This is a genomic window from Mucilaginibacter roseus (assembly GCF_021215455.1).
Classification (GTDB): Bacteria; Bacteroidota; Bacteroidia; order Sphingobacteriales; family Sphingobacteriaceae; genus Mucilaginibacter; species Mucilaginibacter roseus.
The window spans coordinates 36,918-53,459 of the sequence record NZ_JAJPWV010000008.1 but is presented as its reverse complement, the minus strand read 5'-3'; the positions used below and the strand labels follow the sequence as shown (position 1 = coordinate 53,459).

Below are 16,542 nucleotides of genomic sequence, written 5' to 3'. Positions count from 1 at the left end.
GTGTTTCGGGGGTCTACTAAAGAAGATGGTTCTATAATATCAAATTCTTTCATCAAGTTCCCTCTGGCACAAATGCTATTGATTTAATGTTTAAACTAATCTCTACGCCGGTCTCTATTTCTTAATCTCGATATTCTTTCGACTAATACTTTTCATTATTGATAACAGACTTTGTAAATCTTTATCGGATCGGGCTTCACCAAAAAGTTGTATCTTTTCGTACCAGTTTGTATTATCTGTATTCTGTATAATTACCTGTGTGTAATAATGGGAAGTACAACGTTTAATATCCAAGGTCTCAAACTGGCCTAAAGCCCAAATCATCTGCCTATTGACAGGGCAGTCATTTGGATATAAATCCCTTTTAGGGAAATTGCCAAGGTATACTCCACCTTTTGGTGATAGCCTATCTTGGTTGTTTTTCGGCTTGAATTTAAATATCCAATAATCTGTACCTTGTTGTTTAGTAAGCTCGTAATACCGGGGAATAGATATAGTTAAATTACTCATACCAAGATCAACCTTTCGAAGCGTGGTATCGGCGTTAATGTTATTTGTAATATCAGTTGGTTTATACTGATGGGAGTTGTTTTGTAAACCAAACACAACTATAAGAAAGGTGACGGGCAAAAACAGTAACTTTAAATTCATTCCCTAATTTGCTTGTTGCTAAGGAATAATCAAAACTATTTAATCCTATACAGTTCCCAGTCAGGTGTTTCGTACACCTTTTGCACCAGCATTCCGGGATCGTTGTTACGCATAAAGTTAAAGTACGTATTATTAAGCTGTGTATAGCCCTTTGCGCGGTTTGAAGTACTTGCAACCAGTATATAGCTTACATAGCCTCTCGGCGTTTCAATAGTAGTCAGAAACTTATCCTGATAAGGCATTACCAGTTTTTGTATATTATTAACAAAAGCCACAATCGGGTAAGCTATCGCGTCGTCCGTCATGATGAGCGTATTATCGGGGAGCGCGTTAATGTAATTGGCTATATCCTGATTCTGCTCCTGATCGTTGTTTTCAGTAGGCTTACGTAGCATAGCCATAAATTTTTGCTCATCAGCTATTGGCGAACGGTTCAAAAAGTAAAAGCCCGTAAATATCTGTATGGCCATACCTACCCCCATTAAAATCTTCAGGGTCTTTTTATCCTTGAATGATTCCAGCCGGAATATAATACATAGCAAAGCCAGCACCAGAAATATCAAGTAAAACTCGTGCGCTATGTAGATCTTGTCATACTTCAATCTTAAAAATTCAACAAAAGCGAAAGGAGTAAGCAGCGTAAGCGCCTGGTAAGTATTTTGCCTGTACATGTAGAGCGCCAGCAAAATTAGCGGACTATACATAATCATCTTAAGGGATAGCAGTACAGCTGAATCGGGTATTTTATAGGTTGTGCTGCTTGTAATCTCATCAAAATTTATTTTATCAACCAATACATTCCATGTGGCGTAAGGGCTTTCAATAAAGTAATTTAAATCATTGGCATGTGTTAAGTTCAGCAATTTGTAACACACAATGGATGCTATCGGCAGGATAAAAATGATAATATAGAGTGCAAAGGTTTTCGATATAAGCTTGCGCCTGAGCGATGGGTTATTAAAGCTCAAAAACAAGCGGAAGATGGATTCCTTTTCACCCAGGTTTAAACTTTTAAGTGTTATAGACAGTACCAACGGTATAAAAAACAGCGTCAGCCATATAAAACGATAATCGCAAAAAGTTAGCGTAACCAAACACATGCTTGCTATGGATACGTGATAGGTAGTGTTAGACCTGTAGAACTTCAGGATATTTAAAAAGAACAGGTAAAAGAAGGCTAACACAAGGTAAATACTCTTGCCGGCCGTTGCGGTATATAACATTCCCGGATGGAAAAGGAATAATACTACAAGCAGTACCAGGTAAAAATTATCTTTTACTTTTTTTAGTAAAGTGGACGATATCAGGTAGAATAATATAGCTGTGCCTATGGCCGATGCAATTACCGGTGCCAAGAGGTAATTTATTCCCGTAAAAATAAAAGTTGAGTAAAACGGAATTATAGGCGCTGTTAAACCCATTACCTTAAGCCGGTTACCCAGGCCTTCAAAAACTATTTTTGATTTTTCTATATAAAATAAGGCTTCGGCATTGTAATACCCCAGCTTATTAAAATATATGCCCAGCACCAGGTAGTAAGCACCCAGCAAAACAGTTATCAGTAAAAGTAATGTCGATCGTTTTATCATTTTACAACGTTAACCGGGCTACTCATTTTACTTAAACCGTGATTGGTTTTTTCCCAATAAAACGGGTTAACAATTAACTGGTACAAACCTTTATAAGCCGCCACCGAATGCAGCATCCAGTAAACAGGGTTTGCTACCGCGAATAATATAAGCTCGTAAAACCTGCGTTTAAATACGGCCATCATGTTTACATAGATCATCAGGATGTTACCTACCATCAGGTTGAATATGGACATGAAGAGCACCCAATCCGGAAACAGCGTACGTATGGTTGAAAGGTCAAACAGTATATAATTTAAAAATATGATTAACAGTAATGGATAAACCAAAAAGGTTATAGGTGTTGCGCCGATAAAAAAGCTGAAACCTAAAAAGCCTTTCAGGCCAATCTTACGGTATAACGCAATCGGATCGCGCATATGTACCAGGTAAGTTTGCATGTAACCTTTAATCCAGCGCGAACGCTGGCGTATCCAGTTAAACGGCTCGTTATTGGCTTCCTCGTATGTAGTGGAATTTACTACCGCTATTTTATAACCCTTGGCATAGGCACGTACGCCTAAGTCGGCATCTTCAGTTACGTTAAACGGGTCCCACGCGCCTAACTCAATCAGGTTCTCCATTTTAAAGTGGTTGCTTGTACCACCTAACGGAATCGGAATATCAAGCGTATCTAAGCCAGGCAGCATATAGTCAAACCAATATGAATATTCCAGCGTGAACATTCGCGTCAAAAAGTTCTCGTTACGGTTAAAGTAGTTTAGAGAGCATTGCACGCAGATAAAATGATCAGGCAGTTTTGTAAATAAGGCTACAACTTTTTTCAGTTGATCCGTATCCGGGATGTCCTCCGCATCATAAATGGTCAAAAATTTACCACGCGAAAAGTGCAGACCATAATTACAAGCTTTGGGCTTGGTTTTAGGCATATGGAAAGGCACCACTATTACCTCGAACGTTGCGGGGAAATCCAGGTTACGTACCGCGTTCAACGTTTTGTCATCATCCTCTTCAATCAGCAATTTAATATCCAGCTGCTCGCGTGGATAATCAATACTTTGCAGGTTCCATATTAGTTTTTTGATCAGCTTATCCTCTTTGTAAACCGGCAGGTGAATGGTGTAAACCGGCAGCTCCTCAGTCACTACATCGCGTACTTCCTGATTGGTTACAGCCTGGTGCAATTCAAACCTTGAACCTACCAGCGCCAAAAAGAGCTTGAACGATATGGCGATCAGAAAGAAGAAACTCAATATAACGTTAATTGTAATAGAGGTGTTTTTGAAATTAAGCACAAGGCCAACACAAATAATGCCAACCAACCCAAACAAAAAGATAAGCTGCTTTGACGTGAACGTAACCCTTGCTGAGTTGGCAGGGTCGCGGTGCATTAGCTCAAACACGGCCGACTTTACATACTTTTCACCCAGCAACCTATGGCTCATCCAGGTAATTTCCAGGTCTGAAGCCACGATAATCTCGGGTTCCATATCGTAAGTGAACCGTACAAAATCAATAAATAGCTGATCGGTAGGGTCGGCCATAAGGGTTATGAGTTTGCCGTCCTGCACGCGCAGGGGCAATGCTACATGATCATTGGCCAGTTTTAGCTCAATTTTACTAAGTATTTCAGAATCATGCTCTTCTTCACGAACCTCGTTCAATGTTATTCCGGCGTTTATAAGCGAGCGCTCATAATTTTTACGGGAGATGTAACCAAAATTGAGGGCTACCTTTATAAAAGCCTGCCCCAATGTTGCCGAAAGCTTTTCAATGCTTTCACGGTCAGCCCGGGTTATAAAACCATCGGTAATCAGTAGCTCGGCAACAGAGGTTATCATTTGTATATAGAGAGAAAGAAATTGCCCGGCTACGGTAAAGCTGTAGCCGGGCTTGATGCTTTATAATTATTCGTTAAACAGATCCTGAGAGCTTTGTACCCTCGAACGTACGTATAGGAATGATACCAGGATCAATACCAGAATACCTAACAGGATGTACAGGTTGTAGCTTTCCCAAAACTGAGCCAGTCCGCTTTTGGTATCTACATACTCCAGGTTCTCGCTTGATTTATTGATGTTGAACAAGTATTTGTTGGAGTTAACATCGGCAATACAAACGTTGCTCGAAAGGGTTGATAATTGCTCGGTAATAGAGCGAGATACAGCCAGGAAAGCCTCTGCTGGGTGTTTACCTGTAGCGGTAAGTACCAGCGTGGCGTTATTGCTGCGACCGTAAAATATTTGTGCCAGGCCGTTTGATACACTGTCAGAAAGGGAATAAACCACCTTGTTATTCTCGGCATTATATAGGCGGAATTTCTGATTGAATTTGATCGGCGCATCCGGAAAATCGTTCATTAGCTTATCATCCTTTGAAAGCAACGCTACAACGTTATACTTTTTCAGATCAGATGCGTCCACACCGTCAGAATATACTATTTCAGGGAAGTTATTAGCGTTAATATTATTATTCAACTCGTAAATGATCTCACCCAAAGCCGCAGCGGCATATTTTGCATAGCCTTTGCTTACAATCAGGCGGGTTGAACCGCTGTTAAACGCTTCGGGATATTGATAGAAGCTCAGATCATTGGTAATGAACGGGTTTTTTGAGGCCAGGTATGATTTATCAACATCAATCTCACAAAAGAAGTTGGTAAAGCTATTGGCACAATTACCACTGCTCGGATAAAACCTGAACTCCGCCTCAAGTGTGTTGTATTTGTGGTGCTGATAACGGTTGATGGTTACCGCGGTGTTTAATTTACCCGATGCGTCCAGCTTCTCGCTGCTGATCAATAATCCGTTCAAATAGATATTGAAGAAGCCGCGGTCACCAGGGTTCAGGCTGCTGTAAATACCGGCGAAGCGTATCTCAACTTCTTTAGGTGTAAAGCTAAAATCGCTGTTTTTAAAATTGTAAACGGTTTTTAATGAACCTATGCCCGACATAAAGTTGCTTGCGCCACCCAGCTGCTTTAATGATAATTTTGAACGGCTTTCGTCAATGTTTTGGAAGAAGCTATTTTGCGCTTCATTTATCAGCAGGTAGTCGCCGTAGGTGGAGTTAAGCACATTCATGTTACCCAAAGCGGTAATAGCCTTTTCGTAACCGGTATCATCACCGCCTGACACAAACAATATCTCATTAGGAACAACGCTTGTTGAAACCGTTTTAACCGGTACGTTTTTACCGCGTACGTCAACCATAGTAGTTAGCGTATCAGTTAAACTGGTTATGCTTTTGTGCAGATAAAGCATGCCTTGGCTGCCTTGCGGATTCACTTTAACCAAGCGGCGTTGTGCTTCCGGCAGTTGCGATACCTCGCCAACCATAATATAGTTCTTTACGCTATCAGGCAATTTGCCGGCCTCGTAAACATGTATCTCTTTTGAGGTAGTGCGCTTTAAGCGTGCGTAAGCCCATGCCACGGCTTTCAAATCATGCAGTGATGGGTTGTTCGGGAAAACAATAGCACGTTTTGAATCAAAGCAGTTGCTGATGTTTACATTATTAAAAAAATTCTTGTTGCTCTTGATGAGCGACAGGTAGGAGTTTCCCTTAACCTTGATCCACATGGCCGGGTTATCCAGGTCGCGGCATTTATCGTTACTGATGGTAGCAACGGTTTTAATCTGTAATTTCAGATACTTCTCAGGCGAAAGATCACTTCTTGAGAGGTTTATTACGACTTTTTGTATCGAGTCGCGTGTTAATCTCGAACTGATGATCGGCTGATCGTTGATCAAAATATTGATAAACGAGTTCTCCTTAATCAATGCCTGCGATGGTTCAAAATACAACACCAGTTTGCTGCCATTCATCTCAACCAGCGGACTAATCCGTAAAAAGTAAGATGTTGCGCCGTTCATGCCGTAAATGGCATTATCCGGATGCCCCATTGATTTAAAGGACACGATACTCTGTGCCTTTAAACCGGTTGATAGTACAAGTAAAAAGGCTAAGAAGGTTAAAACTCTCTTCATCGGGTTGTATTGTATATTAGTTAATAGCGTAAAATTCTACTCTGAAATAGTTGCCGTTATCATCACTGCGATAATAAATTTCGCCGCCCATTTCCTGCGTCATCAGTTTGGCAATTGAAAGGCCCAGGCCCAGCCTGCTTTCATGCACCGCGCCCACATCGTTAAGGGTTTTCAGCTTGTTGAACATCATATCCAGTTCCTGCTGACCGATGGCAATGCCTTCGTCAATAATCTCGAACACAAATTTTTGACGTTGCAGGCTGGTAACCACTTTAATGTTGTTATTGGTTTGCGAAAACTTAATGGCGTTTGATAGCAGGTTTTGAAAAACCTGGCCGGTAAATACGCGGTCGAGTCTTACATTCAGCGGCAACTTTAATATGTTATCAATCAGATGTATATTTTTCATATGGGCAGTTTCCTGCAAGCCTTTAAAAACATACTGCACTTCCTGGTTGGCATCAAATATCTCCAGGTTAAATTTAATCTCAGGCGATGAAATCTCTTTAACGTCCATCAGCTTGTTCAGCATATATTGCATCTTCTCGGCCGACTCAGTGATGTATCCAACAAATTCTTTCTGGTCATTGCTCAGGCGATAATCTTCCTCTTTCACCATGTTGTTGCTCATAATGATGGAGCCGATCAGGTTTTTAAGGTCGTGCCCAGCAATGTTTATAAAGCTGTTTTTTTGTTCGTCAAGCTTACGCAGCTGCGCGTATTGCATATCAATAATGTTATTCTTCTCATTGATATCCTGGTATTGGGCTTTAAGCTGATCGTTTGATTTCTCGATCAGTATCTGCGCCTGTACCTCGCGAACAAGCACTTTAAAGCGTGCATGCGGTATTATGGTTGATATAACAACGATTACGAAGAAGAACTGCCCGCCGTTGTTTACCAACAGGTCAATAGTGTACTCGCTGAAGCCGTTAAAAAATATGGCTAAAAATAAAAAGGCTGCCAGTGCCTGAATAATAGAGTTAAGCGCTTCCCAAAATACCTGCAGGTTAAAAAACAGTATAATGGCGGCATAAAGTAAAAAGTAAACGTTGATAGATTCGATATTAACCAGGTTGCACAACAGCGCGGTTGTTATCGAGAGAATGAACAGCACAGCGTGCAGCAGTATGCGGTAGTTTTTTTTATGAGCCTGAAAGTAATTGTAAAGCATGTAGATCACAAAAACCGAGGTTAGGCGCACAATCAAAAAACTAACCCAGAACTGGTTTGCGTATATAAAGTCGACTATGCTAAAAAGCGGGTATAAAAAAATGACCGTCCATACGATTATATTAGTTTGATACCAGGCCTTTTTCAAAACCTCTTTCGAGAACTCCTCTTTGGTGATCTTTAAAAACATTACGCTTAGTTGAAATATTAGGGGGTAACAGGTTTAGTGTTTATAAAAACGTGTTAGTAAACTACCGGCGTATCAGGCAGGGGGCTCACAGTTGCACAATAACAAAAAGCAATCCAATCAGCAAATAGATGAACAGCTTCAGGCGAGCGCGATGGCGCTAATGGTCTATTTATAAAAACCGTTTGCAGATAAGCAAGAAGCTGGCAAACAAAGCTGTTTAGCTAAAAAGCAATGTTTAATGCTGATTTAAAAACTTGTTGTAAACTAAACCGACGTACAATTGTTACTCAACTATAAGCTGTATTTTGATACTATATTTTTTTCCACACCGATAATGTTTAGCAACAAAACTTAAGTGGGGTGGGGTTATATCGAATAAACGGGGTAAATTTTCCATGTTTTGCGGAAAATTTTACCGGCTATCAACAATTGTTAGTAGCGGAATTTAAAGTCAAATCCGCTAAAAGTGATGTTGGTCACGCTGCTTAAAAACATGCAGTATAGTTAGTTAATTTAGCTAACTTTACGCCCTAATTGTTAATTATGAGATTTTTTGAAGAAAAGAGAAGGGAAGTAATGACGCATATTGAAAAATACATGCTCGATAAGATGCATGATTTTTTAAAGCCGATAGATACTATTTGGCAACCTGCTGATTTATTGCCTGATTCTTCACGAGATACCTTTTTTAATGAGATAAAGGAACTTCAGGAAAGCGCGCAAGGCTTATCGTATGATTTAATCGCCGTTTTAATAGGCGATACCATTACCGAGGAGGCGCTGCCGACTTATGAATCGTGGCTGACCATGGTTGATGGTGTGTCAAAAGATGAAGAGGGCGGCTGGATGAAGTGGACCCGCTACTGGACTGCCGAAGAAAACCGCCATGGTGATCTGCTGAATAAATACCTGTATCTGTCAGGCCGGGTAAACATGCGCATGATGGAAATATCAACGCAATACCTGATAGCTGACGGTTTTGATATAGGTACCGGTACCGACCCGTACCGTAACTTTATTTATACTTCTTTCCAGGAGTTGGCTACTAACGTGTCTCACCGCCGGGTGGCATCCCAAGCAAAAAAACAAGGCGATACGCTGCTATCAAAAATGTGTGGTGTTATTGCTGCTGACGAAGCCCGCCATGCCAAAGCTTACAAATACTTTATCGAGAAGATTTTCGAGGTAGACGCGAGCGAAGCCATGCTGGCGTTTGAAGATATGATGCGCAAAAAAATTGTTATGCCTGCGCACTTTTTACGCGAAGTAGGACTTAAGATAGGCCAAACTTTTGGCCATTTTACTGATGCTGCCCAACGTTTAGGTATTTATACTGCTGTTGATTACGTTGATATTCTGAAAGAATTGATTGAGGATTGGCATATTGAAAGCGTTACTGACCTTAACGCCGAAGCAGAAAAAGCCCGCGATTATATCATGAAACTGCCTGAGCGTTTGTTGCGCGTTGCCGAGCGCATGAAAAACCCGATGCTTGAGTATAAGTTTTCCTGGATAAACGGTTAAATCTGCGGGGCTGTTGCGCCGAGTTGCTTTACAAAAAGCTCATCCAGAACAGACTCAAGGGTAAGCACATTAACGTCGTCAACATAATGTTCTGATTTCGCTACTTCCAGCGTGTGGCTGCCTGTAGGCGTCAGTTTAAACAAAAATCCTTTGTATAAACCGGGTTTTTGTATGATGATGCTTTGCCCATCCATCAACAGTTCAAAATCAATATCCGTTTTCCGGTGGTTGGCAAACTGCGCGTTAAGTTTTGCTTTTAAATATTGATATAAGTCGTCAATCAATACCGGCTTTGTTGTGTTTATAATTTTCATAACCTGCTGTTGTGGGTTAATTTTGTTGATATACAACTGTGCACAGGTTTATAATGTTTTATACAAATCATCAGCTTATATGAATTACAAATTATTGGGCCGTTCGGGCTTAAAGGTTTCTGAACTATGTTTAGGCACCATGGGTTTTGGTACCGAGGCCGGCTGGGGTGCCGACCAGCAAACCAGTTTTGCCATTATGGACACCTTTGCCAACGCGGGCGGCAATTTTATTGATACTGCCAATGTTTATAAACTAGGCACCAGCGAAAAGATAATAGGCGAATACATCAGCAATCATGATAGGGATTACTTTGTGTTAGCTACCAAGTATACGTTGCTTGATAATCGTACAAACCCTAATGCATCGGGTAATAACCGCAAAAACATGATGCGCAGCGTTGAGGAAAGCCTCAAGCGTTTAAAGACGGATTTTATTGACGTGCTTTATCTGCATATATGGGATAACATTACACCCATTGACGAGGTATTGCGCGGGCTTGATGACCTGATAAGCCAGGGAAAGGTGAATTACGCCGCAATAAGTGATACCCCGGCCTGGGTAGTGGCCAAAGGCAATACCCTGGCCGAACTAATGGGCTGGAATCAGTTTATCGCGCTGCAAATTGAGTATAGCCTTTTACAGCGTACCCCTGAACGTGAGCTTACGCCAATGGCAGCACACTTCGGGATGACGGTTACGCCATGGGCTCCTTTGGCCGGTGGCGCACTTACGGGTAAATACCTGCGCGGAGAGCAGGGCCGTATAAAGCCCGAAAGCAAGCGCTTGGACGAAAACAGTGTACGTATCACCAAAAAAGTTATAGAGATAGCCGATGAGTTGGGTGTATCGCCGGGCAACGTAGCCTTGCAATGGACACGTCAGCAAGGTTTCTCTTCTATCCCTATTGTTGGGGCAACTAAGGTGGAACAGCTACAGGAAAATCTGAAAGTGACCGATCTTGTATTGTCCGATGCGCATTTGAAGGCGCTTGACGAAGTAAGTGCCGTACCACTTGGTTTCCCGGGTGATTTTTTCAAAGAGGATGCTGTTAAGGTTAACTCTTTTGGTGGTTTTTATGACCGGGTTGAAAAGCGTTGATATTTACGGCCTGCTGTAAACCCGTAAAATAAGGTAACAACAAGTTAATAAAATGTCTGCAAACTATTTTTTTAAAAAATAAGCGGCTGAAATTCATCTGCTTAAGTTGAATTGAATATGTTAGTATATTATTTCGCATTTAGGTGCGTTATAATGCTATGTAAGTTCAATTCTTACATATGTGATAAGGTTTAGGTTGAGAGTCCCCGGGCAGCGAGTGCAAGGGGGCTCTTATTTTTTTGGTATACTTGAAACCTTATTTTACCTTGATAGCATGACTGATCTGAAAGCCAAACTGCATTCGCTGTGTTTAAATTACGTACAACAGAAAATTGGTAACGCCGGAGAGGCCATAGCCGAAGCGCAGCAGGCCGCTAATAACGAAACTAAAAGCAGCGCTGGTGATAAGTATGAAACCGGCCGCGCTATGGCGCAGCAGGAAACCGACCGTAACATGGCCCAGCTTAACGAAGCCAATAAGCTTAAAGTAGCACTGAACCATATTAACACCGCACCTAACACAACCGGTATAGCTGATGTAGGCAGCCTTGTAACTACCGATAACGGAAATTTTTATATCGCGATAAGTGCGGGCATTTTGCAGGCTGATGGCGACAGCTACATCGCCGTTTCCGTGGCATCGCCGATAGGTGCCTTACTAAAAGGTAAGCGCAAGGGCAATGAGTTTGCACTTAACGGTAAAAAATACTTTTTAACTGGTGTTTATTGATGAGCCTTTTTGGGCAGGTATACAGTTACCTCTGTTCCGGCACCAGGTTCGCTGTGTATGGTTAACCGGCCTTTGTTAACTTCAGTAAATTGCTTTATCAGCAATAAGCCAATGCCGGCGCCTTGCTCATGGTTGGTGCCATAAGCGCTGATGCTTTTACCTACGACCTTAAATAGTTGCCCCATTTTTTCGAGGCTGATGCCCACGCCGGTATCCTTAATGTGGATGGCCTGGTAGTCGGTATCTTCTGTATAATAAATACTTACCGTGCCGCCTTGCGGCGTAAACTTGATGGCGTTACCTAATAGGTTTTGGATAATGATCTTCAGGTGGTCGGCATCAGCGTATACCGGTTTGGGTGAGTTGTAATCATGTATAAGCGCTACTTTTTTACTGTCAGACAGGTATGCCGAAACTCCCTTAATCTCGTTCACAATTTTAGTAGCATCCAAAAGAGCCGGCTGTGTAATATTGCCCTCGAGCTGGCTGTTTGCCCACAGCAGCAAGTTGTTTACCATGGCCGATATCTGGGCAACCTGCTTATAAAAATGTTCCAGAATCCGGTCGCGCTCTTCATCGGTAAGTTCATCATCACGTATAAGCTCAATAGTTTGCGTAATTGATGCAAAGGGTCCCCGCAAATCATGACTTATTACCGAGAATAATTGGTTTTTGGTGTGATTAAGCGCGTCGAGTTTTTCATTTTGTATGCTTATCTCTTCCTTTTGCCGGGCAATTGATTTATTGCGGCGTTCAAGTTTAGTGTTAAGGTTTGACTTCTGGATGTTACTGCGGCTCATTATAAAAGCGAACACACTTATACACACCGCCATAACGCCAATAGCTATCATTAGCAGCATATTAAAGCGCGTTTTTTGCTGTTCTACTTCGTTCTGCTTTTCAAGCGTCAGGTTTTCAGTGCGTTGCTGTTGCAGGTGCAGGTAGTTTAGGTTTCGTTCTTTCGATTCGTTCAACAGGCTATCGTTGTACGCTGTCATTAACGCGTTATATTTATAAGCTTGCTCAAAATTACCCGTTGCAGCATATGCTTTTCCTAATATTTTCAGCGCGCGAACCTGATCCCACAAACTGTTTACCTGGCTGGCGAGTGTAAAGCTGGTCAAAGCGTTTTGCTGTGCCTGCTTATAAAGCTTTAGTTCAAATTGCGATTGTGCCAAGCCGGAGTAAGCGAAGGCATTTTCCCATTTATCCTGATAATTGCCCCTTAATACCTTGTTGTGATAAACAAGGGCGGTATCGTACTGCTTAAAATGATAATGGGTTTCGCCCATGCGGTTATAGCTCATGGCTACAATCTGATTGTCGTGCGTGGCCATACCCATTTCACGGGCCTGTTTTAGGTATTGAAAAGCCCGGGCAGAGTCGCGCAACTCATCATAACTAAGCCCGATATCAAACAACATACGGCTCATTTTAAACTTATTGCCCAGTTGCCGGTAAATGTTAAGCGCTTTTGAAAATTCGCGAATGGCGTCCTTGAATTCATCCTGCCCGAGGTAAATCAACCCGCGGAGCTGATGCGCATCGCCGATACCCTTTTTATAGTTAATGCGGTGGCTGATATTCAATAGTTTTGTAACAGCCTCTAATGATAGAAAATAAGACCCTTTTACATAATAAGTGCCGCCTATGCTGGCCCAGGCATTAGCTTCGCCTAAATCATATTGAGTGTTTTGCGCAACCTTCAGGGCTTCTTTGGAGTAAAAAAGGGCGGTATCGGTGTTTTCTGTACGCAAGGCCAACGATAAGGAAGTCAGCAGTTTGATGTTTGCTGTATCGTTGTAAAAATTTTTACCAAGCTTCGCTTTTCGGTATTGTTGCCGCAAGCTGTCTGCTTGCCCGGAATATCCCTGTTTGCAAAAAACGGTGAGTAGTATAAATATCAGGTAGTATCCTTTTTTCATGCAACAGGTTACAGTGGTAAGCCAAATGTTGCAATAACTGCCGATAATATCAAATAATACTGCGTTTAAAGCATAAAACAGCGAAGGCGGCCCTGTGGAAGCCGCCCGCGCCGAGGAGTTGGTATAAGATCAGTTTTTATTTTTTAAATATCACTTTTGCTGATACGTTATAAAAGCGGGTGCTGTCGCTATCAGGCTCGTAACGGGTAGCAAATTTTATAGTTTGTGTTTTACCTTCAAGTGCCTCTTGCTGGGTAATGGCTTGTTCAGCAGTATCAAATACTTTGTAAAAAGTGAATTTGCGGGCAAACTTCACATTAACAACCGCTTTGCCACCTATGGTAGTATCGGCAACGGTTTTTTCAAACTGGTTAAGGTTGTACGATTTCCAGTTTTTTACGGTAGTACCCCATTGTGTTACTGTAGTGTAATCAAGATCTTGCAGGGCGGTGCCGGCATAGTTTTCAGTAAACATGATATACCATGATTTGCTGTAACGTTCTTTATCGATCAGCAACTGAACCTTCTCGTTAAAAACCAGGTTAAGTTGGGTGCCTTCAACGTTTGTGTTGATCACCTGTACGGATGGTTCACTGATAACCGGCGTAACCGTTAATGCTGCCAGGAGTTTCTTATCTTCTTCAGTTGCCGGTTTGGTAACTGTTTGCTCGTTTGGTATGGTTGACTCAGGCAAAACATCATTAAGCTTTTTGCAGCTTGCAAAAGCAATGATTATTATGGCGCTTAGTAATATTCGTTTCATGCCATAGGTAATCCAAAGATGAGTCCAATGCCAAAAAAAAGCGTAAATTAACCATAGCGGAAAAAGGGCGTGAAAAATTTGAATTTTTTAAATTGAAAGAAAATAATTTATATTTTTTTTCTCAAAAATGAAATTTGTTACTGTTTTGTATAACCTAAAAGAAATGTTTTGCAAATTTTAAGAAAAAGTGCAAACAAATAAGTTTTAAAAATAGCGTAACCTTAATTCGTATTTTTCGTATGGTGAAATTGTTTTAACAAAAAATGTGTAAATATTTCTTCGGTGTGGAATTTTTTGGGGAAATAATTACCCATTATTCCATTTTCCACAAATTGCATATATTGGCTGAACCAATTTTGCCAAATGACTAAAAAAATTTTACTGCCACTTGCATTGCTGCTTTTTGCAAATACATTGTTTGCTAAGGTTGAGCTTCCCGCATGTTTCACTGATGACATGGTTTTACAGCAAAAAACCCAGGTTAACTTTTGGGGTAAGGCTAAACCCGGCGCCAATGTTATCATCAGTACCTCATGGAACAAAAAGAATTACACCGCCAGGGCGGATGCCAGCGGAAAATGGACAGCAAAAGTAGCAACGCCATCCTACGGCGGGCCATATACCGTTACATTTAATGATGGTGAAAAGCTTCAGTTGAATAATGTGCTGATAGGAGAAGTGTGGGTTTGTTCGGGCCAATCCAATATGGAGATGACGCCGACCGCTATGTACGGCGATATATTAAATTATCAGCAGGAAAAGGCTAACGCAAATTATCCGCAAATACGGATGCTGAAGATAGAGAACATCACCCGGACCGAGCCGCAAACAGAAGTTAAAACGCGCGGCAACTGGCAAATCTGTTCTCCGCAAACATTTCCCAAATTTTCGGCAGTCGCTTATTTTTTCGCACGCGATATTTATCAGCATACCCACATTCCGATAGGCATAATTAATACCACCTGGGGCGGCACCATAGCCGAGGCCTGGACCAGCGGCGATGCGCTTAAAACTATGCCTGCCTTTGCGCCGGCGGTAACTGCCATGGAGAACAGTCCTGCAGAACAGGAAGTGTTAGCCCGCTACGATGCTGAACTTAAAACATGGATGGCGCAGATCGAGAAAAAAGATCCCTCATACACAAACAGCAAGTTGCCATGGATAGAAAGTAATTTTAACGATGCTGCCTGGAAGACCATCAAAGTGCCGGGCTATTGGGAAAAAAACGGTATGCCGAACTTTGACGGCGTAGTTGGTTTCAGAAAGGCGGTAAAAGTACCAGCAGCATGGGCAGGTAAAGATCTGGTAATCAGCCTGGGCACTATTGATGATATGGATGTAACCTGGTTTAACGGGGTTGAGGTTGGCCATAACGAGCTTTATAATGCAGGCCGTGTATATACCATCCCGGGTAAGCTGGTTAAGGCTGGCGATAATACCATTGCCGTAAGGGTGTTTGATACCGGCGGAGACGGCGGTATTAACGCTGATGAAATTACCCTGGCACCTGTAGGCAAACCTGCTGAGGCTATCAATATTGGTGGCGAATGGAAGTATAACGTTATCAACAAAATGAGCGATATGCCGCCTATGCCTTATCGTGCCGATGGGCCGAACCGGCCAACGGTATTGTATAATGCTATGGTAAACCCGATTATCAATTACACTATTAAAGGTGTTATATGGTACCAGGGCGAAAGCAATGCCGACAGGGCTCACCAGTATCGTACCTTATTTCCGTTAATGATCAATAACTGGCGCGGCAAATGGGGGCAGGGCAATTTTCCGTTCTATTTTGTGCAGTTAGCGGCTTTTATGCCTAAGGATAAAATGCCTGTTGAATCGGCCTGGGCTGAATTGCGCGAGGCGCAACTGATGGCCTTGAAACAACCCAACACCGGTATGGCCGTAACCATTGACATTGGCGATGCCGCTAACATACATCCCGCTAACAAGCAAGAGGTAGGCCGCAGGCTGGCACTTATAGCACGGGCAAAAAACTACGGCGAAAAAGTAACTTTTTCGGGTCCCGTTTATTCATCAGCTAAAGTAAAAGGCAATGCTATGGAGTTGACTTTTAATAATGCCTCGGGCTTAAAGGCAAAAGGCGATAAACCAACTGGTTTTGCCATAGCCGGCGCTGATAAAAAATTCTACCGGGCCGACGCTAAAATTGATGGAAATAAAGTGATTGTGAGCAGTGCCGATATAGCTACCCCCGTGGCGGTGCGTTATGGTTGGGCCAATAATCCAGACTGTAACTTATATAATGGCGATGATCTGCCGGCATCACCCTTCCGTACGGATGACTGGCAAGGTATAACTTATGGTAAACAATAAAATACAGCAGGATTTACCTGCTGTATCGCATTACCCTAACTAACTGGCGGTGCCTTTTGGCGGCGTAATAATCATTAGTTACCAGTATGGCATGTATAACACCCGGAATCCAAAAAAACAGGGTAAGTATTATGCTGAGTATGAAAGCGCCTAAGCGGCCGGTAGTAAACACGGCAAGCGGCGGAAATATGATGCAAAGAAAGTAACGCATGGTGTTTAAGTTTTATATTAATATGACGATGCCACTGCCAGATT

13 protein-coding genes are annotated in these 16,542 nt (G+C 42.1%); 4 read left to right on the top strand and 9 right to left on the bottom strand.

Annotated features, from left to right (window positions below; translation table 11 throughout):
- Positions 1-114: 114 nt before the first annotated feature.
- The 5 genes from LT679_RS18530 to LT679_RS18510 all read right to left on the bottom strand — a co-directional run bounded on the left by LT679_RS18530 (position 115) and on the right by LT679_RS18510 (position 7,592).
- The gene (locus tag LT679_RS18530) at positions 115-651 is read right to left on the bottom strand and encodes a hypothetical protein (RefSeq protein WP_232179178.1); all 537 of its coding nucleotides are present in this window, start codon (positions 649-651) and stop codon (positions 115-117) included.
- Between the two features lie 35 nt (positions 652-686).
- Positions 687-2,240, bottom strand: coding sequence for a hypothetical protein (locus LT679_RS18525; protein WP_232179177.1), 1,554 nt, complete (start codon positions 2,238-2,240; stop codon positions 687-689).
- The gene (locus tag LT679_RS18520; RefSeq protein WP_232179176.1) at positions 2,237-4,081 is read right to left on the bottom strand and encodes a glycosyltransferase; all 1,845 of its coding nucleotides are present in this window, start codon (positions 4,079-4,081) and stop codon (positions 2,237-2,239) included. Before LT679_RS18520 ends, LT679_RS18525 begins: the two co-directional genes overlap by 4 nt.
- Positions 4,082-4,147: 66 nt before the next feature.
- Positions 4,148-6,229 (bottom strand): cellulose biosynthesis cyclic di-GMP-binding regulatory protein BcsB, encoded by a 2,082-nt coding sequence (locus LT679_RS18515; RefSeq protein ID WP_232179175.1) that lies wholly within the window; start codon positions 6,227-6,229, stop codon positions 4,148-4,150.
- 16 nt (positions 6,230-6,245) lie between these two features.
- Positions 6,246-7,592 carry a sensor histidine kinase gene (locus tag LT679_RS18510; protein ID WP_232179174.1) on the bottom strand — a complete coding sequence of 449 codons (1,347 nt, stop codon included), beginning with the start codon at positions 7,590-7,592 and terminating at the stop codon, positions 6,246-6,248.
- Positions 7,593-8,135: 543 nt separating this feature from the next.
- On the opposite strand from LT679_RS18510, the gene LT679_RS18505 reads away from it, so the two are divergent.
- On the top strand, positions 8,136-9,116 hold the full coding sequence (locus LT679_RS18505; protein ID WP_232179173.1) for an acyl-ACP desaturase: 981 nt from the start codon (positions 8,136-8,138) through the stop codon (positions 9,114-9,116).
- Here the strand turns inward: LT679_RS18505 and LT679_RS18500 are convergent.
- Entirely contained in the window at positions 9,113-9,430 is a 318-nt protein-coding gene (locus LT679_RS18500; protein WP_232179172.1) for a BTB/POZ domain-containing protein, read from the bottom strand. The two genes, LT679_RS18505 and LT679_RS18500, sit on opposite strands and share 4 nt — an antisense overlap.
- Positions 9,431-9,509: 79 nt before the next feature.
- Here LT679_RS18500 and LT679_RS18495 point away from each other — a divergent pair, with 79 nt between their 5' ends.
- Both LT679_RS18495 and LT679_RS18490 read left to right on the top strand, forming a co-directional pair.
- Complete coding sequence (locus LT679_RS18495; RefSeq protein WP_232179171.1) at positions 9,510-10,529, top strand: aldo/keto reductase; 1,020 nt, start codon at positions 9,510-9,512, stop codon at positions 10,527-10,529.
- A 274-nt stretch (positions 10,530-10,803) separates the two neighbouring features.
- Positions 10,804-11,259: a 3-oxoacyl-ACP synthase gene (locus tag LT679_RS18490; RefSeq protein ID WP_232179170.1), complete on the top strand. Its 456-nt coding sequence runs from the start codon at positions 10,804-10,806 to the stop codon at positions 11,257-11,259.
- Here LT679_RS18490 and LT679_RS18485 read toward each other — a convergent pair.
- Positions 11,253-13,184, bottom strand: coding sequence for a tetratricopeptide repeat-containing sensor histidine kinase (locus tag LT679_RS18485; RefSeq protein WP_232179169.1), 1,932 nt, complete (start codon positions 13,182-13,184; stop codon positions 11,253-11,255). The genes LT679_RS18490 and LT679_RS18485 overlap by 7 nt on opposite strands.
- A 136-nt stretch (positions 13,185-13,320) precedes the next feature.
- Positions 13,321-13,947, bottom strand: a complete 627-nt coding sequence (locus LT679_RS18480; protein WP_232179168.1) for a hypothetical protein — start codon at positions 13,945-13,947, stop codon at positions 13,321-13,323.
- Positions 13,948-14,310: 363 nt separating this feature from the next.
- Here LT679_RS18480 and LT679_RS18475 point away from each other — a divergent pair, with 363 nt between their 5' ends.
- A complete protein-coding gene (locus LT679_RS18475; RefSeq protein WP_232179167.1) occupies positions 14,311-16,287 on the top strand; it encodes a sialate O-acetylesterase in 1,977 nt (658 codons plus the stop codon).
- Between the two features lie 13 nt (positions 16,288-16,300).
- Here LT679_RS18475 and LT679_RS18470 read toward each other — a convergent pair whose 3' ends face one another.
- The gene (locus LT679_RS18470) at positions 16,301-16,498 is read right to left on the bottom strand and encodes a YqaE/Pmp3 family membrane protein (RefSeq protein WP_232179166.1); all 198 of its coding nucleotides are present in this window, start codon (positions 16,496-16,498) and stop codon (positions 16,301-16,303) included.
- Positions 16,499-16,542 lie beyond the last annotated feature (44 nt).

Bases quoted from the DNA above. Each gene is read 5' to 3' on its own strand.
- LT679_RS18530 (WP_232179178.1), bottom strand. From the start codon at position 651: ATGAATTTAAAGTTACTGTTTTTGCCCGTCACCTTTCTTATAGTTGTG.
- LT679_RS18525 (WP_232179177.1), bottom strand. From the start codon at position 2,240: ATGATAAAACGATCGACATTACTTTTACTGATAACTGTTTTGCTGGGT.
- LT679_RS18520 (WP_232179176.1), bottom strand. From the start codon at position 4,081: ATGATAACCTCTGTTGCCGAGCTACTGATTACCGATGGTTTTATAACC.
- LT679_RS18515 (WP_232179175.1), bottom strand. From the start codon at position 6,229: ATGAAGAGAGTTTTAACCTTCTTAGCCTTTTTACTTGTACTATCAACC.
- LT679_RS18510 (WP_232179174.1), bottom strand. From the start codon at position 7,592: ATGTTTTTAAAGATCACCAAAGAGGAGTTCTCGAAAGAGGTTTTGAAA.
- LT679_RS18505 (WP_232179173.1), top strand. From the start codon at position 8,136: ATGAGATTTTTTGAAGAAAAGAGAAGGGAAGTAATGACGCATATTGAA.
- LT679_RS18500 (WP_232179172.1), bottom strand. From the start codon at position 9,430: ATGAAAATTATAAACACAACAAAGCCGGTATTGATTGACGACTTATAT.
- LT679_RS18495 (WP_232179171.1), top strand. From the start codon at position 9,510: ATGAATTACAAATTATTGGGCCGTTCGGGCTTAAAGGTTTCTGAACTA.
- LT679_RS18490 (WP_232179170.1), top strand. From the start codon at position 10,804: ATGACTGATCTGAAAGCCAAACTGCATTCGCTGTGTTTAAATTACGTA.
- LT679_RS18485 (WP_232179169.1), bottom strand. From the start codon at position 13,184: ATGAAAAAAGGATACTACCTGATATTTATACTACTCACCGTTTTTTGC.
- LT679_RS18480 (WP_232179168.1), bottom strand. From the start codon at position 13,947: ATGAAACGAATATTACTAAGCGCCATAATAATCATTGCTTTTGCAAGC.
- LT679_RS18475 (WP_232179167.1), top strand. From the start codon at position 14,311: ATGACTAAAAAAATTTTACTGCCACTTGCATTGCTGCTTTTTGCAAAT.
- LT679_RS18470 (WP_232179166.1), bottom strand. From the start codon at position 16,498: ATGCGTTACTTTCTTTGCATCATATTTCCGCCGCTTGCCGTGTTTACT.